This is a genomic window from Anabaena sp. EIM26 (assembly GCF_057568715.1).
In genome coordinates this window covers 2,905,737-2,930,990 of sequence record NZ_CM172472.1, presented here as the reverse complement: position 1 = coordinate 2,930,990, position 25,254 = coordinate 2,905,737, and the positions used below count along the sequence as shown (strand labels likewise).

Genomic DNA, 25,254 nt, shown 5'->3' with positions numbered 1-25,254 from the left:
AAGCAATCCTAAAACCTTACGTCTGATGTCCTGGCAATAATAGTAGAGGTGACAGGGAACAGAAAAATAGGAGAGTTTTATTTAGAGACTTCGGCTCATATCATAGATAATAGTCAGAGGTGTTACTAATAACCAAAGTGAGAAATGAGTAGTTTACTGACAAAAATTTCCAAACATATATATCCCGTCTTTTATTTCTTGACATTCCTAGTTTGTCTTAGCTTCATGGGTGCAACTCCAGCCAGAGCAGCAAATTTATCTGGTGATCTACTCAAACAACCAGCTACAGAAATTAAAGTCAGTTTGGGTAATGCCGCTGGTGAACTCAAGTTTGAGCCAAATTATCTAGAATTACAAGCTGGTAAACGCTACAACCTCCACCTAAATAATCCTAGCCCTGTGAAGCATTATTTTACGAGTAAAGATTTTGCTGATGCCATTTGGACACAAAAAGTCGAAGCTGGTAATGTAGAAATTAAAGGTGCTATCCACGAATTAGAACTAAAACCTGATGCAGAAGCAGAATGGGTATTTGTTCCTCTCAAACCAGGTAAATATGGTTTACGCTGTACCATCGCTGGACACGCAGAAGCGGGGATGGTTGGGGAAATTGTGGTTAATTAATAACTGTCTAAATCAGGATTTTCTAGGATTTACAAATCCTGTTTATCCTGTAAATCTTGATTCTGAATTGAGGATAGAAACAACCTTGCTGAAAAAAATTATTACAGAGATACTTTTTGAGTATACAGGTATAATACCAGAAAAAATGTATAGGTCAATATCAATTGCTGAAAAAACCTAAATTCGTCAAATTATTGATAATGTTGTCAACAATATTGAGAATAAAGGTAACTTATTGCTAAAAAGCTGATGCTGCACAATTTTTATAAAATTCCTATTTAAAAAACTTATTTATCTCAATTACTCCAATCCGAATGAAAACTATTTCCTCTTCCTAATCACCTCTATTTCTCCAGAGGCACAAAATAAGTTAAGTTAAATGTAGATATTTTTTCTCAACTAAGCTAGACAACTAATTAACACTTAGGCAGTCAAGCACCAGCAATTATTAATTTTCCCATGAACATTTTCAGTAACTTGCTTTCTAAACCAGCCCAGCCAAAACCTGCACCAAGACAACGCAGAGGAATTGAAATTAAATCTCCCCGCGAAATTGAAATTATGCGACAATCAGCGAAGATTGTGGCAACCGTACTCAAAGAAATTTCTGAGCTAGTCCAACCAGGAATGACTACGGCTGATTTGGATGCTCATGCGGAAAAACGCATCCGGGAAATGGGTGCAACTCCGAGTTTTAAAGGTTATCACGGCTTTCCGGCTTCAATTTGCTCTAGCATTAACAATGAGGTTGTGCATGGCATTCCCAGTCATAAAAAGGTGATTCGCACTGGAGATGTTTTAAAGGTAGATACAGGTGCTTATTATCAGGGGTTTCACGGCGATTCCTGTATTACAATTGCTGTGGGTGAGGTGACTCCAGAAGCTGCTAAACTAATTCGCGTTGCGGAAGAAGCTTTATTTAAAGGTATTGAACAGGTAAAAGCTGGTGTACATTTAGCAGAAATTGCTGGTGCTATTGAAGACCATGTGAAAATCAATAAATTTTGTGTAGTGGAAGAGTTCACTGGACATGGTGTTGGTCGAAATTTACATGAAGAACCTGCGGTATTTAATTACAGAACTCGTGATATTCCTAATGTGAAATTGCGTTCTGGGATGACTTTGGCGATTGAACCAATTTTGAATGCTGGTTCTAGATTTACCCGGATTTTATCTGATAGATGGACGGCTGTAACTGTTGATAATGCGCTTTCTGCTCAATTTGAGCATACGGTGTTAGTGACAGATAGTGGTTATGAGATTTTGACAGATAGATCATTGGTTTAATAAAGTAATACCCATATCCCCAACTTCTTGAATAAGTTGGGGATATCTTGATAAATACCAATTAGCAGTTAATATGACTCTGAATAGCCTGCAACAAATTGCTAACAGGTTCAGTTTTCGAGAAAAACGCCCCAACATTGCTCCCTCTTCTTGACCAATAACGAGTAAATTCATCATCTAAAGCAGTATGAATAATTACTGGAATATCCCTGGTTTCTGGATTAGAATATAGCCACTGACAGAGTTCAAAGCCATTCATCTGTGGTAATATAATGTCTGTTATGACTAAATCAGGGTGAGTGGTTTTGATAATTTCTACTGCTTCACTACCATTAGTTGCTTCAACAGTAATTAAATTAAGATTTTTAATTGCAGATACGAGTCTCTCTCTGACTTTGGAACTATAATCTACGATTAGGATTGTTTTCACTAAATTTACTCTTTATAATCGTCAATAGCTGGTTAAAAACTCTGATTTTCATTTATTTTCAATAAATATTTTATCAAGTTTGTGTCTCTAGACACAAGCATCTATAAATGATAACTTGCTAAAAAGTAGAAGTACGATTAAAATTTTAATGTTTATAATTTTGGGCGTTGCTGATTAAGAGTATGATTTTGTTATGCCTACGGCACGCTGCGCGAACACGCAGAGGCGCAGAGTTGCAGAGAGTAAGAGTTTGAAATCATTGATTTTTAAATTTCATACTTCAGTTCAGCAATGCCTAATTTTGAAATAGCCTGAATGTATAAATTTTGATAGATGTATGAAAATTACAGTTTAAAAAACAACAATGAATGAAATTGATTTGGCTTTTACACCGGCTTTAGATTTAGCGCAATTAATCCGTCATCGGGAAGTTTCACCCCTGGAGTTGGTAGAAATATATTTAGAACGGATTTCTCGCTTAAATCCCCAACTGGGAAGTTATTTTACGGTAACGGCGGATTTAGCTATTGCTGATGCTAAAGCGAAAACAGAATTACTCACAACCACTTCAGAACTACCACCATTTTTCGGTGTACCGATTTCTATTAAAGACCTCAATGCTGTAGCTGGTGTTCCCTGTAGTTACGGAAATCCGGCTTTGAAGAATAAGATTGCTAACCACGATGATGGCGTAGTGATCAAAATTAAACAAGCTGGATTTACAATTCTTGGTAAAACTGCAACCTCCGAATTAGGTTCTTTTCCTTACAGTGAAGCTACGGGATTTACCGCAGCTAGAAACCCTTGGAATTTGGAATATACTCCTGGTGGTTCTAGTGGTGGTGCAGCTTCGTCAGTGGCAGCGGGATTAAGTGCGATCGCACAAGGTTCCGATGGTGGTGGTTCCATTCGTGGCCCTGCGGCTTGTTGTGGGTTAGTAGGCATCAAACCAGCACGGGGAAGAGTCACTAAAGCACCTGTAGGCGATCGCTTGGGAGGAATAGCAGTTAATGGCCCTATAGCCCGCACAGTAGCCGATGCAGCCGCTATGTTAGATGTAATATCTGGCTATTTTGTCGGTGATCCTTATTGGTTGCCAGATCCAGAACCCTCATTTCTCGCTGCAACTCAAACCAAAACCAGTACTTTAAAAATTGCCTTTAGTACCAATCTTCGTCCCTTTGGAGAAGCTGATGATAACTGTAGACAAGGGGTTTTAAAAACAGTTCAATTACTAGAACAATTTGGACATCAAATTGAAGAAAAATGCCCAGATTTCAGCGGTTTAGTAGAATCATTTCAAATTGTCTGGCAATCTGGAATAGCGGCTTCAGGAATTCCCGCAGAAGCTTTACAACCCGTCAATCGGTGGTTATTAGCTAGAAGCGGTTCTGTGGGTGAATATTTACAAGCACTTGCCGTCATGCAAATAGTTTCACGGCAAATAGTCGCATTTTTTGATACTGTAGATATCTTGGTGTTACCAGTTTATCTGCATTCACCGATTCGCGTAGGTGAATGGGCAAATTTGAGTCCAGAACAGACATTTGAAAATATTGTTAACTGGGTTGCACCTTGTCCGGTAGCCAATGCCACTGGATTACCTGCGATCGCAATTCCTGTAGGTTTTGATAATAACGGCTTACCCATAAGTGTACAATTAATCGGTAAACCTGCCGCTGAATCTACCCTAATTAGTCTCGCAGCGCAATTAGAAACAGCTAACCCTTGGATTCAGCATCGTCCCGCATTTGCCCTATAATGCCAGCTTCCCTAGCACAAATTGCCCAAATTAAAGTACTTGCAGACTTAGAAATAGCAGATAGAATCAGTCTGCAAACTTATACTTTGGTGCAAAGTTATAGAAAAGGCGAGATAATTTTTCATGAAGGCGATTCTTTACCCGCTAAATTATATGCTGTTGCCAGTGGAGTAATTAAAGTTAGCAAAACAGCAAACACAGGTAAAGAAACAATACTTCGCAACTTAGGAACTGGAGAAATTTTCGCCGCACCTGCATTATTAGGTAATGGCATTTCTCCAGCTACTGTCACCGCTGAAACTGATTGTGAAATTCTCACCGTCGAACGAAATGCTTTATTAACAGCAATTCAACAAAAGCCTGATATTGCTTTGCGAATGTTAGTAGTTTTCAATAACCGCATTCAGCAACTACATGAAACAGTTCACGGCTTAGTTTCCGAAAGGGCAATTATTAGACTAGCCAGATTAATTCAATATTTTGCAACCACATCAGGAACAGAAACAACACCAAAAGGTGAAAAATTAAACGAAAAACTATCTTATTATCGCATGGCGCGGAGTATTGGCATCACCTATGAAGAATGTGTGCGATTAATTAAAAGTATCAACTCCATAATATCCTATCATCGAGGTGGAGAAATCACAATAATTGATATTGATAAATTAAACAATATTGCAGATGGAAACATCGAGTAGGGTAAGCATTTTCCATCTGACCAATTAACTGTCCCTCTCCGCGTCGGAGAGGGGTTGGGGAGAGGTTCATCGAATTTAAATCACCTTAGCAAGTTTTTCTTGTTCACGGGCATCAACAACCAAAACTAAACAAAGTGCAGCAACAGCCTTTTCCCATTCCTGGCGTACTTTAACATCTTCCACACCATCAAATAAACCAACCAAACGAGGAACAGCCTGTTCTAAAGCAGCGTGTGGAACAGGACGATGTAACTCAACTAAATGATTGATACTTTCTTGATTATTGAGAAAACCAATTACCCATTTTGTCGTATGATCTGGACTATCAGGAACACGCTTAACTCCTAACTCATTTTTTAGCCAATTATAAAAAGGCGGTAAATTTTCAGCTAATACTTGTCCTGCTGTGGGTAAAGTTTCTCGTAACAAGTTAACATCTAAACTGTCTAATTCTTGTTTTAATTCTGGTGAATTTAGCACCTCATTTAACGGTGTTGAAAGTATTGCTTCTATTTCTGGTGCAGAAAAAGCTAAATTTTGAGTGAAGCTAGAAATTAGTGATGACATTTGACACATCTCCAAAAATAATTAATTAATATCTGCTGATTTTTCAGAAAGTGTCAGCAGAAATGATAGATTAGATTCAGCCTGTAAAGCATGAGGTGCATTAGCAGGCATAAAAACAAAAACTCCGGGTTCTAATTTAATTTCTTCCCCTGATAAAGTTAGTAATCCTCTACCTTCCAAAACATTGACAGTAGCATTGCGAGTAGAAGTATGTTCGGAAATCTCAGTGTTAGCCGCTAGACAAAAGAGAGTATATTGACAAGCTGAATCCTTTACTAACACCTTGCTTAAAACTCCCGTACTGGGATATTCAATTTGTTCTTGTAATTGGGTAACAGTAGTAATCATAAAAAGTGCAAATTTCCAAAGTATCTAAATATTATTCAGCAGCAACAGCACAGATAATTATGTAGCCTAGTTCTTGCTGATATTTCTGGAAAACATCACGCATTTCTAAAACACGTTTTCTGATATCTGGCTTCGTCAAAATATTCCACAAAATCTGCATAGTTTTGAAAATGCCTTCATCTTGCAACATTCGCCACAAATTCAATAAACTCATAGCACCGATTTCATGTTTCTGTACCTGTAAACCTGCTTGTGTAAAAGCCTGAATCCAGTTAGTTGCTGAAAGAGGTGTAGAATTAACTTTAATTACTTTGGCTAAATCTGCACTAATTTCTGCTTCTTTGTCATTAGCTAATAATTCATGGGAGAGAAATTTACCCCCCGGTTTCAGTCGGTTGTGAATTTCTGTTAACAGCTTGGCTTTCCCCGGTGGAGATTGCATTGTCAGAATAGCTTCTGCAAAAACGAAATCAAACTTTCCTGGTATTGTATCCAGGTGGAAAATGTCACCTTCAATAATTTCAATTTCATTTTCTAAACCAGCAGCACGAATATTGGCACGCGCACTAGCTACACTTTCGGGATTTTTTTCTATTCCTACTACCTTTACATGGTAGCGTTGAACCAAAGAAATAGCACTATAACCAAAGCTAGAAGCTAATTCTAAAACTCTATCTCCTGGCTGAAAATTCGCCCATTGGCATAATTTTTCTGTAGCTATACGTCCACCGGGACGTAAATATTTTTTACCTGCTGCTGCTAAAACTTGGTGTCCTGAAGCAGTTGAGAAATTAAGGATAGTGTTGGTCATTTGTCTGACCCTCTGAAGTTGTTCTATCCCCAATCTGCCAGAATTTTATCATACTGTCTTTGAGGTAGCTCAAAGAAGGAACTTACAAATAAAAAATCTTCAATTTTTAGGATGTGTTAGAGGATGTTTGAAAAGTTTTGGGCGAATATAATTCGCTACTACACAAACGAAGTCCACCTGCGTGGACTAACCAAAAAACAGGTGTTTTAAACCCACGGAGGTGGGTTTTTTCTATGTAGCCGCGACTTCTAGTCGCCAGGGTTAGTATGGATTGAGACTTTTCAAACAACCTCTTAGGGCTAAAGTCCGTAACGCACCATCAACTTCAAGAATAATGGTGGGTTATGCTGAGGGAAAATTAATTTTTTACAAATTATTTAGGACTGGTATAGATAGGAGAATAAAGGGAATACTGTACTGGTAGATTATGTATTCTATACAAAAGCACTGATGAAAGTTGTAGAAGAAACTCACACTAGATTAGTTATCAAACACCGACCTGTTTCCAACTGGTTATTAGGAGGCTTATTTTTTATAGGTGGTTTGAGTTTTTGGATTTATTTGATATTTTTCGATTTTGCTTCCCTCCGTCTCTCCTGTACTCGTTCCGCACCTCCAGAAATTAACTGCGAATTAGAACGGTTTACTTTGCTGGGAAGTAGGAAAAGAATCAAGCTATTTGATCCTCAACAAGCATACGTGAAGACAATACTTGGTAGCAAGGGAAGTAAAAGCTATCAAACTGTTGTGGTGAGTAGGTTTGGAGAATTTTCTCTACTACCTAATATTAGTTATCAAAAAAATGAGGAGTTTATTTTTAAACTTAATAGTTTTATCAACTCTGGGGAAACTTCCTTGATAGTGACGCAAAATCGGCGTACATATCTCTTTTATATGAGTTTATTTGCATTAGTTATCACAGGAATTGGTGCTTTTTTAGCAACATCGCCTTTAAGCATTTGCACTTTTTATAAAAGTATCAATAAGGTTTTTGTAGAACGTAAAGGTTTGCGTGGTAATACAACCATTGAATATCCGCTGGAAGAAATTGTCCGATTTTATATTCTGGATAAGCAAGTTAAATATTCTAGGATTTATCAGGCTGTGATTTTTTTCAAAGATGGTAAAGAAATTCCCATTAATCCACAATATACAGATCAACAAAGCGTTCAACACGTAGTTATGAGAATCCGCCAATTTCTGAACGTTGATTTATAAGTTGATATAGAGGAGAGAAAATAATATAATCCTGATTTGGAAAATATTGTGGTAGATAAAATAAATTGGTTGCTTTTTATGTAAAGTTGAGTGAAGATTTTGCAACTATTAACCGTAAAGTACAAAATCTAAGTTGTATCTTATTCTCATAGATGCAAATTTGTCTATAGATTAAGATTCTCAGATAATAATCATATTATGTCAAAAAATAAACAAGAACCAAGTGGCTGTGGATGTGCCAATATCCCCATTTCTGTGATGTTAGTTTTTTTTGGAGGTTGTTATTGGTTATTTACTCAAAGAAACAATATAGATGTGAGTAAATTTGTTTCACAAGCACAACAAATCATGACTCCAATCTTCAATTCTATATCAACCATTACAGCAACTCCGACACCAATTATTTCACCAATACCTAAAACAACTCCTCAAGCAATTTCTACAAAAAGTCCTTCTCCTGCTGTACCAAGCATGGCTAAAATTATTCCTAATATTCAACCAACTGCTATTAAAACAACCAGAACAAAAACAACACCATTACCTGTAAACTCTTGGGAGAAAAAAGCAATTAGAGGTATTTATTTAAGTCGCTACCAAATTACTAATAATGCTGATGAAAAAACAATTCGTGAAAGAGTGCGTAACTATCACTCTCAAGGATTTAATACAATTATTCATGGTGTTTGGGGTAATGGTTGTACAATGTACAATAGTAAGGTGATGCAGCAGACTCTCGGTTATAAAAGTTGTCCAAATCTGTTTCAAGATCAATGGTTAGATTGGTTAATTGATGAAGCACATAAACAGGGAATGCAGGTTCACGCTTATTTTGAGAAAGGTATTAAAATAGATAAAAATAGCCCTATTTTTGATTTAGCAATTGAAAAAAAATGGGTTGTTCCTGGTGTAGATAAAACCTATCCTGCTATAGAACATTATGTTTTAGATGTAGAAATTCCTGAAGTTGCAAATTTCTTTAAAAATATCTTAGTAGAATTTGTGCAGCGGTATCCAAAAATTGATGCTGTACAATGGGATGATTATTTAGGTTATCATGCTGAATTACCAGGAAAAGTAGATCGGACTGCTAAGTTAACTACTTTTGTGCAGCAAATGATTACTGGCATGAAAAAAGCTAATTCAAGCGTTAGTTTTGATATTTGTCATCATAATCCATATTGGGCTAAACGATATTTTGCGGCTGATTGGGAAAAATGGAATGTGGATAGAGTTTTTATTCAGGTTTATAATGATGCTAATTTCCAAGAAGAATTAAATTATGTCAAAAATTATAATGGTATTGCTATTAGTGAACCACAATTTCATCGTTTGCAAGCATTATTAGATAACCCAGAAGTTAAGAGTGTTTTAGTTTTTCCTGCGTCTGGAAAACCTGAAGAAACGGCTTCTACCTTCAATAATTTGATTAAAAATAAGAAATAAAATAGGATCTAGCATACTCTAAAAATAATGTGAAAATATACTTTAAGATAAAATGTTCGTATCTATACTGCTATAATCCTGTCATTCCACTCCCCAATTAATTGGAAAAGATGACAGAATTATGTCTGACCTGTCTGCACTAAATCTAGACCAGTCACAACTTAAAGTAATTGAGCAGTTACTTGATGATATTGAATTGCAAATTAAGCAAAATCCTGTATCTGCTGCAACATATATTTACACGCTTAAAAATAAAATTGTAATACTGAACAACCAAAAAAGCCAATCAAACGGTAGCATGATTCCTGCCAGTACTCGTGAATTAAAAATGGCATTTCAGATTCATTTAGGTACTATTAAGGTTCAACCAGATGAAAATATTTCCTCCCACTTGCTTAGATTCTATGCTGTAGAGTCTGGATTAAAACTTATCTGGCTTAGAAGAAACGGAAGATTAACCGGAACCGATGAAATTCAGGATCAAACAATCCTCACAAAAGATGGACATAACTTAACCAGATGGGTTAAGGAACTGAAATTACCAGCTACAATAACTGGTAATGATAAAATTCCTCGGTTTCATCTTGCAAAGGATGGATCTATTCATGATGTAAGGCAATCTCACCAAGTTTGGCGATATGGTATTAAGATGAAACCTGAAGATGAAAGAAAATTAGTTGAATGGTTAGAGTGTATTTGCACTTGGCTTGAAGACAATATTAATCAAAGAAGATAAGAACTTTTTAGCTGAAGTAATTATAAATAGCAATCCGGAATCATTCATGAGAAAATACGGAGAGAGCTTAAAAGTAACGTTTGAAACCAAGGTGCAGGTGTGGTGATGTGGATACAATTATTAGAAGATTTTATCAAAAATAATAAAGAGCCACGTGAAATCAAGCGAGCTACAGCAGTAAAAATGCTGTTATGTGGATACAAGCATGAAGAGATAATGCCAATATTAGGTGTCTCATCTGGCTTCATTAGTACCTATAAAAAAGCATTTTTTAAACTGGGGCTGGAAGGGTTAAAACTAGGGCATAAAGGAAGTAAAGGTTTTCTAGATGAGCTTCAACGTGCCGAGGTAATGGAATGGTTGCAAACCAAAGACAGATGGACTTTAAATGAATTAGAGTACTATATTGCCTCAGAATATGGAGTAACATTCTCCTCAAAACAAAGTTACTACGATTTATTTGATGCTGCCAGTATTAGTTGGAAGAAAACTCAAGCAAATAATCCAAAATATAACCAAGAATTAGTAGATTCAAAAAAAAAAGAGATTTGTGAGTTGTTGGAGACGCGACGGTCTCAAATAGAGACAGGAGACCTAGTTGTGTTCATGGTAGATGAATGTCATTTACTTTGGGGGGATATAATAGGGTATGTTTGGGGGAAAACTAGTGAACGAGTAACAATACCAGTAGTAAATGCTCGTGATAAACAAACATATTTCGGTGCATTGGATTATAAAACCAAAGAATTTCTCACGTATAAAGCTGAAAAAGGTGACTCTAAAAACACAATTAATTTTTTAGAATATCTTCAAAAACAGCGACCTGGAGCCAAACTTTTAATAATTTGGGATGGTGCAAGTTATCATCGTTCACAAGAAATTCAAGATTATCTAGATTCATTAAATCGTGAACTTGAAAAAGAACAATGGTGGATTACCTGCTTGAGATTTGCCCCGAATGCACCACAACAGAATCCTGTAGAAGATATTTGGCTACAAGCAAAACGATTAATTAGAGAGTTTTATTTTTTCTGTCATTCTTTTACTGTAGTCAAGGCGTTATTTGAGTTATCCATTCATTGTCAAATTTTTGACTTTCCAAAACTTTATGAGTATGGTGTTTTCTCATGAATGATTTAGGATTGCTAAAGCATTTTATTGTTATCCCAAGGATTAAAAATTATGATTTCTACAGATACTCTTCTTTACGCTTGGTTAGATATTCGTCTTTATACTTGGCTTGATGTCGAAGAAGTTTTACTTCGCATTCAAGAAAAAACTAATCTACCAAATTGGTTAGTTTCGGTGCAAGCTTATTGGGATAGTTTAACAATTGGAATTCGCCCTGGTACTCAGGATGAGGCAAAAAGCTGGCTAAAAAATGTATATGATACTCGATTCCGAATTGATGAAGAAGATGATAGAGTAGACGGGCTAGTCATTTTAGAGAGTTTACCTAATAAACCACAGCTTTTACCAGTAATTCTTGAAGAAACAGAGGAAGATTATCGTGTTCCCAGACTAACACCAAGTTTAGTTAGACCAGGAATAATTGTTCCACATCGTCAAGATGATGATAGAGAACTTCCACCAAGTTTTGAAGCAGATTTTCCGCCAATAGTAGCTTTTCATTCTTTTAAAGGCGGTGTCGGACGCACAACTAATGCTCTTGCTTTTGCACAGGTTTTAATAGATGCAAACTATCGTGTACTGTTGGTAGATGGTGATTTGGAAGCTCCAGGGATTAGTTGGCTTTTAGAACAAAGATTACCTTCTCCACCTGTATCTTTTGCTGATTTAATAGCTTTGGTTCATGGTGATCCAGATCCAAAAGCAACTGATTCAATTCAATTAGTTGCTGATCGAATTCAGAATGCTTTAGTTGATAATATTTATTTCTTGCCAGCATTCCGTTCTACTAAAAGATTTACTTCATTAGAAATTAAACCTGAGCATCTTATTCAAGGCGCAAAAAATCCATATATATTAACGCAAATTCTGGCAGATTTAGGTAAAGTTTTAGGTGTAGATGTTGTTTTAGTTGACTTACGTGCAGGACTGTCTGAATTGTCTACAGGTCTAATTTTAGATCCACGAGTTTACCGGGTTTTTGTTACCACTTTGAGTGGACAATCAATTGCAGGTACAAAGCAACTTCTAGAAATCATAAGAGAAAGAGCGCCTTCTCAAAGAGATACAGATCCATTACCAACAATAATTATAAGTCAGGTTCCTGATGAATTAAAAGATTCTGAACTATTACGAGATGAAAATGAAAATCTTGATAAGCTTATTAATACGTCTGAATCATTTTCAGAAAAAAATATACAAAACACAGAAGCAAATATCCTTGATTCATCTAGAGATGTCCTTGCACAAGCTTTAAGACATTTAAACTTAACCACTCAATTTTCCGATAGTTTACTTGTCTTACCTACAACATGGGAACAAGTAAATTCTCGTCTTCATCGTTCTGGAATTGTAGATGACTTACGTCCATTACTAGATGTATTACCAATAAAGCAAACTCAAACAATTAAGGAAGATATTTCCTCAATTAACGATCATCCTCCAGCTATAAAATCTCAAAGAGAAAGCCTCAGAGATATTAGTAAAAAATTGGTGTATGCTGAAACGGCAGAAATTAAACAGTTTTTACCTACTATTCCTCTACGTCACTTGGCTTCAGATCACAGACACCAAATTCCGATTACAGTTGTAGTTGGAGCTAAAGGTTCTGGAAAAACTTACACTTTTTTACAAATTATTCACAGAGAAAATTGGCAAAAATTTGCAGAAGATGCTTGTGCCGCTCAAGTTCAAGTTGATGCTATCATTTCTCCTATTTTGGCATCAAACAATCTTAAGCCTGAAGATGTGAAACTAGTGGCAGATGTTCAAAAAAAGGCAGCACAAGCATTAGGTTTTGAAAATCCTCAAGAGATCCAAATTATTCGTGAAAACATTGAAAATTTTTGTCAGCAGGATCTTCTTGAAGGTCAGTGGAGAGAACATTGGTTAGATATCATTGCTTGGGGTGTGGGATTCCAGCCTGAGCAAAAAGGGGCTGGTAGAGCATTAACAGAACATTTGTTTTCCCAGCAACAGCGATTGCTAGTAGTTATTGATGGACTTGAAGACCTTTTTCAAGATTTCGCTAGTGACAAAACTCAACAGAAAGCATTGCGAGCTTTACTTCAATCAGTTCCAGAATGGCTGGGACAGCAACCAGGTCGTTTTTTAGGCATTCTCATTTTTATTAGACGTGATATGGTTTTGTCAGCCATACTGCAAAATGCAGCTCAGATGATGGCACGCTACGAGCCTTATGCTTTGAAGTGGAATAGAGAAGAAGCTTTAAGACTAGTAGCTTGGGTTACTTCTTTATCACCAAATATCTCACTTATATTACACAATACCTCACATAAGGCTATTGTAGAAGAACTTCAGAAAATGAAAGAAGAGGATCTAACACAGATTTTAGTTCCTCTATGGGGTAAAAAAGTGGGTACTGATACCTCCAAGGAAGCTGCTTCAGCTAGATTTGTAATAGCAGCACTTTCAGACTTTAGAGGACAAATTCAATCACGAGATTTAATGCGTCTTCTTTACTTAGCCGCAGAAGCTTCTGTAGATGATAATGATGATCGCTGGTTAAACCGTATTCTTACTCCCAAAGGAATCAAAGGCGCTTTACCAGAATGTAGCACAGAAAAAATAGCAGAAATTGAAAAAGAAAATACTACCCTGAAAGATATTTTTGCTAAATTACGGGATCTTTTTGAAGAGGAGCGAAAAATTCCTTTTACACGGCAGCAATTAAGATTATCTTTGGAAGAAATGAAAATATTAGAGGAAAACGGTGTAATTATTCGAGAAAAAGATGATTATTATATGCCAGAAATATTTCGGTTAGGCTTAGATTTTAAACTGACAGAAGCAGGGCGACCTGCGGTAATGTCTCTAGCTCGTCGTGCTGCTAAACAGGGAAGTTGACTTTGTATTTGTACTACCCCTGTCGCGGTATTAATTTGGTAAAAGGTAATGGTTAAAACTGGGTAATTACCAATCATCAATTACCAATTACCAATTACCAATTTTTATGCTTTTTTTAACCAGCTAAACATGGCGCGTAAATCTTTACCAACTTCCTCAATAGGATGTTCTGCTTCTTGACGACGCATAGCGGTGAAACCTGGTTTACCTGCTTGGTTTTCGAGAACAAATTCCCGCGCAAATTGTCCAGATTGAATTTCGCTCAAGATTTTCTTCATTTCTGCTTTGGTGTCAGCAGTAACGACTCTTGTCCCACGAGTATAATCGCCATACTCAGCAGTATTAGAAATACTATCGCGCATGGTGGCTAAACCACCTTCTACAACTAAATCAACAATTAATTTGACTTCGTGCAGACATTCAAAATATGCTAATTCTGGTTGATAACCTGCTTCAACTAAGGTTTCAAAACCGGCTTTGATTAAAGCACTCAAACCACCGCACAATACTGCTTGTTCACCAAACAAATCGGTTTCGGTTTCTTCGCGGAAAGTAGTTTCTAGGATACCTGCACGTGTACCACCGATACCTCTAGCATAAGCCATTGCGCGATCGCGTGCCTTGCCTGTAGCATCTTGATATACTGCAAATAACGCAGGTACACCTTGTCCTTGTTCATAAGTCCGACGCACTAAGTGTCCTGGCCCTTTTGGTGCAACCATGACGACATCAACATCAGCCGGGGGGACAACTTGTGCAAAGTGAATATTAAAGCCATGTGCAAAGGCTAAAACATTTCCTGCTTCTAAATTTGGTTCAATCTCGTTTTTGTAAATTGTTTTTTGAACTTCATCAGGTAATAAAATCATGATGAAATCAGCAGCTTTAGCAGCGTCAGCCACATTTTTCACAGTCAAGCCAGCAGCTTCGGCTTTTGCTGTTGACTTACTACCGGGATATAATCCGACAATTACATTTACACCACTGTCTTTTAAATTAAGGGCGTGGGCATGACCTTGAGAACCATAACCAATAATAGCAACAGTTTTTCCAGCCAAAAGGTCTAAATTGGCATCTTCATCATAGTACATCCGCGCCATAGAAGCATCTCCTGTCCGCAAGCATAGTTATAAAATAGGCAGACTTTTGATTTTACCCCAAATTGTGTTACCAAAATAAATACTCTAGGTTAGAATCTTGTCTCCAAGACATATTGGTATATTTTTTAACTTCAATTGCATATAAACTTGATATTAATCTTGCTTATCTTTAGGTGAAGAAAAAGTTATACACAAAATTTGCACTTTTATGTAGAAAATATGAATCCTGTAATTTTTTTTCAATAAGTTGAACATAAACAGAAAAAAATATGACAAATTTGTATCAATTCTGTTAAGAATAGTTACAGCACCTGTAATACAAGGAAACATTTCTTATGGTTGATGCACATGACAATAACTCACCACATGAGGTAGTTATCGTTGGTGGTGGTTTTGGTGGACTTTATGCCGCAAAATCACTGAAAAAAGCAAATGTCAACGTGACACTGATTGATAAACGCAATTTTCATCTATTTCAACCACTTCTGTATCAAGTCGCTACAGGTGCTTTGTCTCCGGCTGATATTTCTTCACCGTTACGTTCTGTTCTCAGCAAGAGTAAAAATACAAAAGTGCTGTTGGGTGAAGTTGATGATATTAATCCTGATGCAAAACAGGTAATTGTTGGTGGTGAAGCCGTAGCTTATGATACTTTAATTGTAGCTACAGGTGCGAAGCATTCTTATTTTGGCAAAGATAACTGGGAAGAATTTGCACCCGGTTTGAAAACGGTGGAAGATGCTATTCAAATGCGTCACCGGATTTTTATGGCCTTTGAAGCCGCAGAAAAGGAAAGTGATCCGGTACAGCGTCAGGCTTGGTTAACTTTTGTGATTGTAGGTGGTGGCCCGACTGGTGTAGAATTGGCTGGTGCGATCGCAGAATTGGCAACCAAAACCCTGAAAGAAGATTTCCGCAACATTGACACATCAGAAGCGCGAATCTTGCTTTTAGAAGGTATGGATAGAATTCTCCCACCTTTTGCCCCAGAATTATCCCAAGAAGCAGAAACTTCATTAACACAATTAGGTGTAAATGTCCAGACAAAAACCCTGGTAACAAATATTGCCAATGATATTGTGACTATCAAACAAGGTGATGATGTTAAAGAGATAGCCGCAAAAACAGTATTATGGGCTGCGGGTGTGAAAGCTTCTGCAATGGGGAAAGTTTTGACAGAACGAACTGGAGTGGAGAGCGATCGCGCCGGGCGTGTTATCGTTGAACCAGACCTGAGTATTAAAGGACATCCCAACATCTTTGTAGTTGGTGACTTAGCAAATTTTGCCCATCAAAATAATAAACCCTTACCTGGTGTCGCACCAGTCGCCATGCAAGAAGGCGAATATGTAGCTAAACTAATTCAGAAACGCCTTAAAGGTGAAACATTACCACAATTTAACTATGTTGATAGAGGAAGTTTAGCAATGATTGGGCAACACGCCGCCGTTGTTGACTTAGGTTTCATCAAACTTAAAGGTTTCTTCGCATGGTTTTTCTGGTTATTCGTTCATATCTACTTCCTCATTGAATTTGATAACAAATTAGTCGTCATGATTCAATGGATTTGGAATTATTTTACCCGCAATCGTGGCGCGAGATTAATTACAGGGAAAGAAAATATTTCATCTGTCCCAATTGACAGTAATGGAAATTATCAACCAGTGAAAACTAGACAACCCCTAAATGTTTAGCTATCCCTCGTTCCCAGTCGGAGACTGGGAATGCCATCAAGAGGCTCTGCCTCCCAAAATACCATAATAGAAGCTCTGTCTCCCAAGAACTCAAAATCAATTCATGTATCTCATATTTACTAATTATCGTTGATAATACGATGTATAACTTCTGCCTCCCATATTAAAATCAAATCACCACATCTACCAAACCAAATCATCCAATGGGACGCAGCCGCTATCATGTATTAGGAAGTCAACCACATTTTATAACCAGCACAATCGTCAATTGGATGCCATTATTTGGACAAATTGAACTTGTTCAAGTTATCATAGATTCCCTCAACTTTCTGCAACGACAGCAGCGTATGACATTGTATGGTTACATCATCATGGAAAATCATCTTCACCTCATCGCTGCGGCTGCAAACTTATCTAAAGAAATAGGAAATTTTAAATCATTTACTGCTCGTTCTATTATTGATTTACTTCATAAAAATAAAGCTGAATATATACTTGGTCAACTGGAGTTTTATAAAATAAAACATAAGATAAAACAAGAGTATCAACTGTGGCAAGAAGGTTTTCATCCCCAGGCGATTTTAGATGAGGAAATGTTGAGGCAAAAATTAGAGTATATGCACAATAATCCGGTGCGACGTGGTTATGTTGATGATCTGCTTCATTGGCGTTATTCTAGTTATCGGAATTATATGGGATTACCGAGTTTATTAGATGTGGATTTAATTGATTTGTGAGATATTGAGGCAGAGCCTCATCGTAGCATTCCCAGTCAGAGACTGGGAACGAGGAATTGTGTATTTAGGGAATAGAATTAATATTATGTCTAACGATGATATAAACGATATAAAAAGAAATTGGTTGATAGCCGCAGTGGTAGTAATTCTTGCTATACCTATTTTAGTTGTAATATATTCAATTGCAATTATTTTAACTACTGAGAGGATAGAATTAGTAAAAGAAAAATATGAATACGTGGTGGAAATTTTAAAAACTGCTGGCTTATTTATTGGTGGAATTGCAGTATTTATTAATATTTTCTTTGCAGCCAAGCGTGCATACGCTATGGAAGAAAGTGCGATTGCTGCTAATAAAAATGCTGAAATTGCACAAGATAAGCAAATTACAGAACGCTTTGCTAAAGCAATAGAACAGCTCGCGAGTGAAAAAATTGAAGTCAGATTAGGCGCGATTTATACTTTAGAGAGAATTGCCAAAGATTCAGAAAAAGATCAATGGACAATTATGGAAGTTCTTACAGCTTTTGTGCGTGAAAATGCACCTATTAAAAAAGAAGAGAAGTCACAGAAGAAAAAACCGTTAATAGATGAATTTCTAAATAGTCAAAATAAAAAAGAGATAGAAGAATTACCAAAACTTCAGCTTGATATTCAAGAATGTCTCACTGTAATTGGACGACGCGAACATCCAGATCCAGAAAATAAAAGGCTTGATTTAAGTAATGTTAATATCAGTAAAGCCAATCTTAAAAAAGCTAAACTTGAAAAAGCTAACTTTGAAGGAGCTAAACTTGAAGAAGTTAACCTCATACTTGCTAAACTGAAAGGAACAATCTTCATAGGAGCTAGCCTCCAAAAAGCATATCTCGAACAAGCCGACCTCAAAGGAGCCTTTCTATCTAAAGCCAACCTTCAAGAAGCCAAACTTGTATTAGCTAATCTCCAAATAGCCCTCCTTACTGAAGCTGACCTCCAAAGAGCCAACCTCGAAAATGCTAACTTTGAAAGCGCATATCTCAGAAAAGCCAACTTCTCAGGAGCCATACTCGAAGGTGTTAACTTCAAAGGAGCCAACCTCGAAGGAGCTACAATGCCAGATGGGTCAATTCATGATTAGGAAGATTTGATACTTCCACATTCTCAATAAACAAGACTTTCTTACCCAGCAAAACCGAATATTTAAAACAGTCGCTACCATTTTCTGAACCTAATCATATTGCTACATAATAGAAATAAAAATTCTATCTTTAGGATTGTCAACAAAGTATCAAATAGATCCGCCACTTTCCCCTAAAGAAACATTACCGACAATGTATGATCTTCCTAGCGAAGACCCGGAGGAACCTGATTTACCAGATCAATTTCATTTACTACAACCACAATTATTCCTCTCGTTCCCAGTCTCCGACTGGGAATGCAATTTAGAGGCTCTGCCTCCACCTAAATACCAATATAAATCAAAATCTTCATAGAGAATCATCTTCATCTTATCGCTGATGCTACAAACTTATCTAAAGAAAGAAGAACCATCTCATTGACGTTATTCTGGTTATCGAAATTATATGGAATTACTCAGTTTATTGCAGATTGAGTTTATTGATGAGTGATGAGGCAGAGCCTCTATGGTAGCATTCCTAGTCAGAGACTAGGAACGAGAAATGAGAAAAATCAGCTTGTGCGTTTTGAGTCAAAATAACCATTACATTAATAAGTAAGGATATAAAAAATAAACTGATGAATGCGATGTCTAACGAAAAGACACAAAGTGTCTACGCATCTACCCTAGCATCTATTATCAACGCAGAAAACGCTGTCTTACCTTGGGAAAATCTCGAACCTAGTCAGCAACAACGCATCCAGCAAGCAATGGACTCCAAAAGCCATCCCAGTTGTATCGTTTATCCCCACACCCAAGCAGAATTAGCCACTGTCATAGCCACCGCTAACCGCAATAAATGGCGCGTTCTAGCTCAAGGTAGCGGTAGTAAACTCAACTGGGGTGGTTTAGCTAAAAATATTGATATTGTCGTTAGTACGGAACGCATAAACCAACTTATAGAACACGCAGTTGGTGATTTAACTGTCACCGTTGAAACTGGAATGAAATTTGCCCATCTTCAGGAAATTTTAGCAAAATCTCGCCAAACATTAGCCCTAGACCCTGCTAAACCCACATCAGCCACCATTGGTGGTATTGTCGCAACTGCTGATACAGGTTCTCTGCGTCAACGTTTTGGGGGTGTACGTGACCAACTTTTAGGTATAACTTTTATCCGTGCAGATGGACAAATTGCCAAAGCTGGAGGAAGGGTAGTAAAAAATGTTGCCGGTTACGATTTGATGAAATTGTTCACCGGTGCTTACGGTACTTTAGGAATTATCAGCCAAGTCACTTTTCGAGTTTATCCTTTAGCAGAAACATCAGCAACGGTAATATTAACTGGTAAAGCTGAGGCTATATCCCAAGCTGCAACAATTTTGCAAGGTTCTGAGTTAACACCAACTCAAGCAGATTTATTATCAAATAAGTTGGTTTCTAATTTAGATTTAGGTACAGGAATAGGTTTAATTACCCGGTTTCAAAGTATTAGCGAAAGTGTGAAAGAACAGTCAAATCGACTTTTAGCAATTGGGCAAAAATTGGGTTTAGATGGATCAATTTATTCAACAGAAAATGAAGCTGATCTATGGCAACGATTACCAGAACAAATCCATGCTGATGTTACAAATTCTCTAATTAGTTGCAAAATAGGAATATTACCAACTAAGGCTGTTGAGGTTATTAATCAGATAGAAATAGGTTTGATTCACCTTAGTAGTGGTTTGGGTTTGGTAAGGTTAGAAAATCAAAATCAAGTTTTGTCATTGCGTCAGTTATGTCAATCTAATTATGGCTTTTTAAGTGTTTTAGCTGCACCAGTGGAAATAAAGGAAAGGTTGGATGTGTGGGGTTACACTGGGAATGCTTTACAACTGATGCGGGGTATTAAGGAACAGTTTGATGGTAATTATATTTTAAGTCCTGGTCGGTTTGTGGGTGGGATTTAAGAATAACGAACCGCGAAGGCGCGAAGAACGCGAAGTTAAGAGGGGAAAGAGAAATGCAAGAAGTTTCAGATGGTGCTATTGAGAATATTGCTAGTATTAAGAATTTGAAGGGGTTTGATGAAAGTCATCCTCCTGATCCAAAGTTGATTGATAGTTGTGTTCATTGTGGTTTTTGTCTCTCTACTTGTCCTAGTTATCGGGTGTTAGGTAAGGAGATGGATTCACCAAGGGGACGCATCTATTTAATGGATGCTATTAATGAAGGTGAAATTGCTTTAAATACGGCAACTGTTGAACATTTTGATTCTTGTTTGGGTTGTCTGGCTTGTGTGTCAACTTGTCCTTCCGGTGTGCAGTATGATAAGTTAATTTCGGCAACTCGGCATCAGGTTGAGAGAAATTATAACCGCAGTTTACCTGATAAGTTAGTGCGTCAATTGATTTTTTCTCTGTTTCCCAATCCTGATCTTTTAAGAATTTTACTTTTTCCCTTATTGGTTTATCAAAAGTTGGGAGTTTCTAAATTATTGCAAGCCACTGGGTTAATTAAAGCTATTTCTCCCCGGTTAGCAGCAATGGAATCTATTCTGCCAGAAATTACTCTCAAGTCTTTTCAAGATAATTTACCCGATGTAATTCCGGCTAAAGGTGAAAAAAGATATCGTGTTGGGGTGATTTTGGGATGTGTACAACGGTTGTTTTTCTCTCCTGTCAATGAAGCAACGGTGAGAGTATTGACTGCAAATGGCTGTGAAGTGATAATTCCTAAATCCCAAGGTTGTTGTGCTGCGCTTCCTGAACATCAAGGACAAACGGAACAAGCGCAGGTTTTAGCAAGACAAATGATTGATAGTTTTGCTGATACTAATGTGGATTTTATCATTATTAATGCTGCTGGTTGTGGTCATACTTTAAAAGAATATGGTCACATATTAGCTGATGATCCAGAATATGCAGAAAAAGCCAAAGCATTTGCAGCGAAAGTTAAAGATGCACAAGAGTTTTTAATGAATGTGGGTTTAACGGCTAAACTTTCACCTTTAACTGATAAAAATCTAACTTTGGTTTATCAAGATGCTTGTCATTTATTACATGGACAAAAGATTAGTGTTCAACCTCGTCAGTTATTAAGAAAAATTCCCGGAGTGACTTTAAGAGAACCAATAGACGCGGCTTTATGTTGTGGTAGTGCAGGTGTTTATAATATGCTGCAACCGGAAGTTGCTGAAGAACTAGGTAAGCAAAAAGTACAAAATTTATTAAATACAGGTGCTGAGTTAATTGCTTCTGCAAATCCCGGTTGTACGTTGCAAATTAGTAAGTATTTACCGGATAATAAAATTTCGGTAATGCACCCAATGGAGTTGTTAGATTATTCAATTCAGGGTGTGAAGTTGGAGATTTAGAAACTCACCTACAAACCCCCTTAACTCATGAAAAGGGGGCTAATTTTTATAAAATATGATGGTAATATAAGGTTTTTTAAGGTAAATTTTTCCTACCCAGTGGCAGACTTTTATGAGCAATTGTTAAGATCATGAAATTATTAGACCAGGTGAAGTTTCCTATTATTCTATGAAAATACTAGTACTTAATGCCGGTTCTAGCAGCCAAAAAAGTTGTTTGTATGAAATTCCAGATGCAAGTTTACCTAACCAAGCAATCCAACCCTGTTGGGAAGGAAAAGTTAACTGGAATCAAGACGGGGGTGTGGCAGAAATTGAGGTAAGAACAGCGACTGGTGAGGTGTTGCAAGAATGTATTTCTGGGGACTCGCTACAAGCACACGTTGTTTATATGTTGAATACTCTCAATAGCGGTGCGACTAAGGTGATTAGTCATTTATCAGAAATAGATGTGGTAGGACATCGGGTAGTACATGGTGGACAAGATTACCGTAATAGTGTGGTAATTACAGAAGAGGTCAAAAAAGAGATAGGTCATCTTTCTACCCTTGCCCCAGCCCATAATCCAGCCGCTTTAGAAGGAATAGAAGCCATTGAACAGAGCTGGGAAATGTTACCCAAGTGGCAGTATTTGATACTGGATTTCATAGTACTTTACCCGACGCGGCTGCAATTTATCCTGGCCCCTATGAATGGGTGGAAAAAGGTATCCGTCGCTATGGTTTTCATGGTATTAGTCATCAGTATTGTGCTAGTCGTGCAGCGCAAATTCTAGGACGAGATTTAACATCACTGCGATTAATTACCTGCCATTTAGGTAACGGTTGTTCTTTGTCCGCAATTAAAAATGGTCGAAGTATTGATACAACTATGGGTTTTACACCTCTTGATGGCTTGATGATGGGTAGCCGTTGTGGTTCAATTGATCCAGGAATTTTAATTTACCTGCTAGGGCAATCTGATTACTCAGCAGAAAGGTTAGATTATGTTTTAAATAAAGCTTCTGGCTTAAGAGGAATTTCGGGTGTTTCCAGTGATTTACGGGAAGTAATAGCAGCAATTAACCAAGGTAATGATCGCGCTCAATTAGCTTATGATATCTATGTACATCACTTGCGCGCTGGCATCGGTGCTATGCTGGCTAGTCTAGGGGGATTAGATGCTTTAGTGTTTACCGCTGGGGTGGGAGAAAACTCTTCAGAAATTCGTCAAGCTGTCTGTGATGCTTGGGAATTTTTGGGACTGAAAATAGACCTTGAAAAGAATCAACAACAGCCAATTGATATAGATATTGCTACTTCTGATTCAACTGTGCGAGTATTAGTGATACACACTCAAGAAGATTGGGAAATTGCTCAACAATGTTGGCAAATACTGCAAAAATAACAATTGTGATTGTAAATGTCTGAATATGCTTTTATCTCGTGAAGCTATTACTACACCTTTGGTAGCTTGTTTGTGTATTTTAGGAGTTAGCTTAAGTCAATTTCCTAGACTGCAAAAACTCTTAATTAGTAAACAAACTGCATCTATAGAAACTCTAGAAAAAGACCAGCAAAAAGAAAATCTGCGTCTTAATTTACTCAAACAAATGCCCAGTTTTGGTTACGATAACGTTATTGCTGATTGGGTATATATAGATTTTTTGCAATACTTTGGAGACAATGAAGTCAGAGATAAAATCGGTTATGGTTTAAGTCCAGAATATTTTGAAGTTATTCTTAAACGTGACCCAAGATTTTTAGCAGCTTATCTAGGTCTTTCGGTCAGTACTTCTTTATATGCTGGTATGCCAGAAAGGTCTATTGGCTTAATGGAAAAAGGTTTAAAATCTCTATCTCCTCAAGTACCTCAGAAATCTTATTATGTCTGGCGCTATAAAGGAACTGATGAGTTATTATTTTTAGGTGACTCTCAATCGGCAAAAGAATCTTTCTCACAAGCTGCTAGTTGGGCTAGTAATTTTGCTGATGATGAAAGTAAAAAGGCTGCTTTTATTTCGGGAAAAACTGCTGAATTTCTCCAAAACAATCCTGACAGTAAGTTTGCACGAATTGCTACCTGGACAATGGTTTTACAAAACAATGTTGATGAAAAAACTCGCAAGAGAGCAATTGATGAAATAGAGAAATTGGGAGGAAAGGTAGTAATTAATGATAATGGACTACCTGCTGTTACTCTCCCTGAAAAAGATTAAAATAATTCGTAATTCGTAATTGGTGATAAGTAATAAGAGAACTCCACAAAAAGAAATGCCCAATGTCATTCTGAATGGAACGAAGTGTAGTGTTCGCGTAGCGTTCTGAAGGAAAGAATCCTCCGAGATGCTAGAGCCTCCGGCTCCCGTAAGGGATACGTTTCTCTTCGCTACACTCAGCATGACAAGACAGGATCATTTATTTTGTGGCTTACTCTAAGTAATAAGTAATAAAGTCTTCTTCCCCTGCTCCCTATTCCCTCTTTATGTATTGGTATTGTGGCAAATTAATTACATCTCAAACTCTAGAATTGGATATTAATGATCCGGGGTTACTTTATGGGGCGACGGTTTTTACAACTTTGCGGGTGTATGATCATTCCCTTGATCATAGTTTAACTAACTGGGAAGCACATTGTTCCCGGTTGAAATTGAGTTTACAAAGTTTTGGTTGGAAAGAACCTGATTGGAATTTTGTGCGTCAAGGTGCAGAAATCCTCTTGAAAGATTTTCCTGTTCTCAGAATTACTATCTTTCCTGATGGGAGAGAATGGATAATTGGTAGATTATTACCGCCTAATTTGACAGAAAAGCAAAATAATGGTATAATATGCGCCCTGGCTAAATCGGAATTTGCTCGTTCTCTCCCTAAGCATAAAACCGGAAATTATTTGAGTGCTTGGTTAGCAAAAAATAGTGTGCAATCTTTACAAGCCGAAGAAGCGATTTTAACAGATGCTTTGGGAAATTGGCTGGAAACCAGTACTGGCAATCTTTGGGCTTGGTATGATGGCTGTTGGTGGACACCGCCTTTAGAAGTGGGAATTTTGCCAGGAATAGAGCGATCGCACATCATCAGCCAGTTAAAAAATCGCCAAATCGCTATCCAGCAAGAACCTTGGACACCGGAGCTAGTCAAAAAATTAGTAGCGATCGCTTACACTAATAGCGTTATCGAGATTATTCCCATCCATACCGTACAACAGCCCACAGGGTCGCTACAATATAATCCCCACCATAAATGTTTTTTGGAACTTAAAGGATTATTTGTATCATGACACGAACACCTTTTTGGTATACGTTAAGATAAGTTAACATAATTCTAATAAAGCTCTCTCTGATTTTAAAGCCGTGATGCTATCGCGCAGA

At 37.2% G+C, this 25,254-nt stretch carries 21 protein-coding genes and 1 pseudogene; 17 read left to right on the top strand and 5 right to left on the bottom strand.

The window, feature by feature from the left end:
- Positions 1-225: 225 nt before the first annotated feature.
- Entirely contained in the window at positions 226-624 is a 399-nt protein-coding gene (locus AC012T_RS12845; RefSeq protein WP_487066571.1) for a cupredoxin domain-containing protein, read from the top strand.
- Positions 625-1,083: 459 nt separating this feature from the next.
- On the top strand, positions 1,084-1,911 hold the full coding sequence (gene map, locus AC012T_RS12840) for a type I methionyl aminopeptidase (protein ID WP_487066279.1): 828 nt from the start codon (positions 1,084-1,086) through the stop codon (positions 1,909-1,911).
- Between the two features lie 61 nt (positions 1,912-1,972).
- Here the strand turns inward: map and AC012T_RS12835 are convergent, their stop codons facing one another.
- Positions 1,973-2,341 carry a response regulator gene (locus tag AC012T_RS12835; RefSeq protein WP_487066277.1) on the bottom strand — a complete coding sequence of 123 codons (369 nt, stop codon included), beginning with the start codon at positions 2,339-2,341 and terminating at the stop codon, positions 1,973-1,975.
- Positions 2,342-2,705: 364 nt separating this feature from the next.
- Between AC012T_RS12835 and AC012T_RS12830 the strand changes: the two genes are divergently transcribed.
- Positions 2,706-4,103 (top strand): amidase, encoded by a 1,398-nt coding sequence (locus AC012T_RS12830; protein ID WP_487066275.1) that lies wholly within the window; start codon positions 2,706-2,708, stop codon positions 4,101-4,103.
- Entirely contained in the window at positions 4,103-4,801 is a 699-nt protein-coding gene (locus AC012T_RS12825; RefSeq protein WP_487066273.1) for a Crp/Fnr family transcriptional regulator, read from the top strand. The genes AC012T_RS12830 and AC012T_RS12825 overlap by 1 nt, the downstream gene beginning before the upstream one ends.
- 75 nt (positions 4,802-4,876) lie before the next feature.
- On the opposite strand, the gene AC012T_RS12820 is transcribed toward AC012T_RS12825, so the two are convergent.
- From AC012T_RS12820 to AC012T_RS12810, 3 genes are read right to left on the bottom strand one after another with little or no spacing between them, the layout of a single operon-like run.
- The gene (locus tag AC012T_RS12820) at positions 4,877-5,368 is read right to left on the bottom strand and encodes a hypothetical protein (protein ID WP_487066271.1); all 492 of its coding nucleotides are present in this window, start codon (positions 5,366-5,368) and stop codon (positions 4,877-4,879) included.
- A 21-nt stretch (positions 5,369-5,389) separates the two neighbouring features.
- Positions 5,390-5,716, bottom strand: coding sequence for a cupin domain-containing protein (locus tag AC012T_RS12815; RefSeq protein ID WP_487066269.1), 327 nt, complete (start codon positions 5,714-5,716; stop codon positions 5,390-5,392).
- A 31-nt stretch (positions 5,717-5,747) separates the two neighbouring features.
- A complete protein-coding gene (locus AC012T_RS12810) occupies positions 5,748-6,527 on the bottom strand; it encodes an SAM-dependent methyltransferase (RefSeq protein ID WP_487066267.1) in 780 nt (259 codons plus the stop codon).
- A gap of 450 nt (positions 6,528-6,977) precedes the next feature.
- Between AC012T_RS12810 and AC012T_RS12805 the strand changes: the two genes are divergently transcribed.
- From AC012T_RS12805 to AC012T_RS12785, 5 genes are all read left to right on the top strand, one after another.
- Complete coding sequence (locus AC012T_RS12805; protein WP_487066265.1) at positions 6,978-7,745, top strand: hypothetical protein; 768 nt, start codon at positions 6,978-6,980, stop codon at positions 7,743-7,745.
- 198 nt (positions 7,746-7,943) lie between these two features.
- A complete protein-coding gene (locus AC012T_RS12800) occupies positions 7,944-9,188 on the top strand; it encodes a family 10 glycosylhydrolase (protein WP_487066263.1) in 1,245 nt (414 codons plus the stop codon).
- Between the two features lie 121 nt (positions 9,189-9,309).
- Positions 9,310-9,924, top strand: coding sequence for a hypothetical protein (locus AC012T_RS12795; protein ID WP_487066261.1), 615 nt, complete (start codon positions 9,310-9,312; stop codon positions 9,922-9,924).
- Positions 9,925-10,029: 105 nt separating this feature from the next.
- Positions 10,030-11,055 carry an IS630 family transposase gene (locus tag AC012T_RS12790; protein WP_487059962.1) on the top strand — a complete coding sequence of 342 codons (1,026 nt, stop codon included), beginning with the start codon at positions 10,030-10,032 and terminating at the stop codon, positions 11,053-11,055.
- A 51-nt stretch (positions 11,056-11,106) separates the two neighbouring features.
- Positions 11,107-13,920 carry a KGGVGR-motif variant AAA ATPase gene (locus AC012T_RS12785; RefSeq protein WP_487066259.1) on the top strand — a complete coding sequence of 938 codons (2,814 nt, stop codon included), beginning with the start codon at positions 11,107-11,109 and terminating at the stop codon, positions 13,918-13,920.
- A gap of 104 nt (positions 13,921-14,024) precedes the next feature.
- Here the strand turns inward: AC012T_RS12785 and ilvC are convergent, their stop codons facing one another.
- On the bottom strand, positions 14,025-15,020 hold the full coding sequence (gene ilvC / locus AC012T_RS12780) for a ketol-acid reductoisomerase (protein ID WP_487066257.1): 996 nt from the start codon (positions 15,018-15,020) through the stop codon (positions 14,025-14,027).
- Between the two features lie 335 nt (positions 15,021-15,355).
- On the opposite strand from ilvC, the gene AC012T_RS12775 reads away from it, so the two are divergent.
- The 8 genes and pseudogenes from AC012T_RS12775 (at position 15,356) to AC012T_RS12740 (ending at position 25,163) form a co-directional block, all read left to right on the top strand.
- Positions 15,356-16,714 carry an NAD(P)/FAD-dependent oxidoreductase gene (locus tag AC012T_RS12775; protein WP_487066255.1) on the top strand — a complete coding sequence of 453 codons (1,359 nt, stop codon included), beginning with the start codon at positions 15,356-15,358 and terminating at the stop codon, positions 16,712-16,714.
- 203 nt (positions 16,715-16,917) lie between these two features.
- Positions 16,918-17,451: an REP-associated tyrosine transposase gene (locus tag AC012T_RS12770; RefSeq protein WP_487066253.1), complete on the top strand. Its 534-nt coding sequence runs from the start codon at positions 16,918-16,920 to the stop codon at positions 17,449-17,451.
- A gap of 85 nt (positions 17,452-17,536) precedes the next feature.
- Positions 17,537-18,571, top strand: coding sequence for a pentapeptide repeat-containing protein (locus AC012T_RS12765; protein WP_487066251.1), 1,035 nt, complete (start codon positions 17,537-17,539; stop codon positions 18,569-18,571).
- A gap of 617 nt (positions 18,572-19,188) precedes the next feature.
- Entirely contained in the window at positions 19,189-20,502 is a 1,314-nt protein-coding gene (locus AC012T_RS12760) for an FAD-binding oxidoreductase (protein WP_487066249.1), read from the top strand.
- 53 nt (positions 20,503-20,555) lie between these two features.
- On the top strand, positions 20,556-21,908 hold the full coding sequence (locus tag AC012T_RS12755; protein WP_487066247.1) for a (Fe-S)-binding protein: 1,353 nt from the start codon (positions 20,556-20,558) through the stop codon (positions 21,906-21,908).
- A gap of 169 nt (positions 21,909-22,077) precedes the next feature.
- Positions 22,078-23,294: pseudogene (locus AC012T_RS12750) on the top strand (acetate kinase).
- Between the two features lie 25 nt (positions 23,295-23,319).
- On the top strand, positions 23,320-24,105 hold the full coding sequence (locus AC012T_RS12745; RefSeq protein WP_487066245.1) for a hypothetical protein: 786 nt from the start codon (positions 23,320-23,322) through the stop codon (positions 24,103-24,105).
- 266 nt (positions 24,106-24,371) lie between these two features.
- On the top strand, positions 24,372-25,163 hold the full coding sequence (locus tag AC012T_RS12740; protein ID WP_487066243.1) for an aminotransferase class IV: 792 nt from the start codon (positions 24,372-24,374) through the stop codon (positions 25,161-25,163).
- Positions 25,164-25,254 lie beyond the last annotated feature (91 nt).

What these genes read in the sequence shown, in the direction of transcription:
- AC012T_RS12845 (WP_487066571.1), top strand. Translation starts at nt 226, where the DNA reads ATGGGTGCAACTCCAGCCAGAGCAGCAAATTTATCTGGTGATCTACTC.
- map (WP_487066279.1), top strand. Translation starts at nt 1,084, where the DNA reads ATGAACATTTTCAGTAACTTGCTTTCTAAACCAGCCCAGCCAAAACCT.
- AC012T_RS12830 (WP_487066275.1), top strand. Translation starts at nt 2,706, where the DNA reads ATGAATGAAATTGATTTGGCTTTTACACCGGCTTTAGATTTAGCGCAA.
- AC012T_RS12825 (WP_487066273.1), top strand. Translation starts at nt 4,103, where the DNA reads ATGCCAGCTTCCCTAGCACAAATTGCCCAAATTAAAGTACTTGCAGAC.
- AC012T_RS12820 (WP_487066271.1), bottom strand. Translation starts at nt 5,368, where the DNA reads ATGTCATCACTAATTTCTAGCTTCACTCAAAATTTAGCTTTTTCTGCA.
- AC012T_RS12815 (WP_487066269.1), bottom strand. Translation starts at nt 5,716, where the DNA reads ATGATTACTACTGTTACCCAATTACAAGAACAAATTGAATATCCCAGT.
- AC012T_RS12810 (WP_487066267.1), bottom strand. Translation starts at nt 6,527, where the DNA reads ATGACCAACACTATCCTTAATTTCTCAACTGCTTCAGGACACCAAGTT.
- AC012T_RS12805 (WP_487066265.1), top strand. Translation starts at nt 6,978, where the DNA reads ATGAAAGTTGTAGAAGAAACTCACACTAGATTAGTTATCAAACACCGA.
- AC012T_RS12800 (WP_487066263.1), top strand. Translation starts at nt 7,944, where the DNA reads ATGTCAAAAAATAAACAAGAACCAAGTGGCTGTGGATGTGCCAATATC.
- AC012T_RS12795 (WP_487066261.1), top strand. Translation starts at nt 9,310, where the DNA reads ATGTCTGACCTGTCTGCACTAAATCTAGACCAGTCACAACTTAAAGTA.
- AC012T_RS12790 (WP_487059962.1), top strand. Translation starts at nt 10,030, where the DNA reads ATGTGGATACAATTATTAGAAGATTTTATCAAAAATAATAAAGAGCCA.
- AC012T_RS12785 (WP_487066259.1), top strand. Translation starts at nt 11,107, where the DNA reads ATGATTTCTACAGATACTCTTCTTTACGCTTGGTTAGATATTCGTCTT.
- ilvC (WP_487066257.1), bottom strand. Translation starts at nt 15,020, where the DNA reads ATGGCGCGGATGTACTATGATGAAGATGCCAATTTAGACCTTTTGGCT.
- AC012T_RS12775 (WP_487066255.1), top strand. Translation starts at nt 15,356, where the DNA reads ATGGTTGATGCACATGACAATAACTCACCACATGAGGTAGTTATCGTT.
- AC012T_RS12770 (WP_487066253.1), top strand. Translation starts at nt 16,918, where the DNA reads ATGGGACGCAGCCGCTATCATGTATTAGGAAGTCAACCACATTTTATA.
- AC012T_RS12765 (WP_487066251.1), top strand. Translation starts at nt 17,537, where the DNA reads ATGTCTAACGATGATATAAACGATATAAAAAGAAATTGGTTGATAGCC.
- AC012T_RS12760 (WP_487066249.1), top strand. Translation starts at nt 19,189, where the DNA reads ATGAATGCGATGTCTAACGAAAAGACACAAAGTGTCTACGCATCTACC.
- AC012T_RS12755 (WP_487066247.1), top strand. Translation starts at nt 20,556, where the DNA reads ATGCAAGAAGTTTCAGATGGTGCTATTGAGAATATTGCTAGTATTAAG.
- AC012T_RS12745 (WP_487066245.1), top strand. Translation starts at nt 23,320, where the DNA reads ATGCTTTTATCTCGTGAAGCTATTACTACACCTTTGGTAGCTTGTTTG.
- AC012T_RS12740 (WP_487066243.1), top strand. Translation starts at nt 24,372, where the DNA reads ATGTATTGGTATTGTGGCAAATTAATTACATCTCAAACTCTAGAATTG.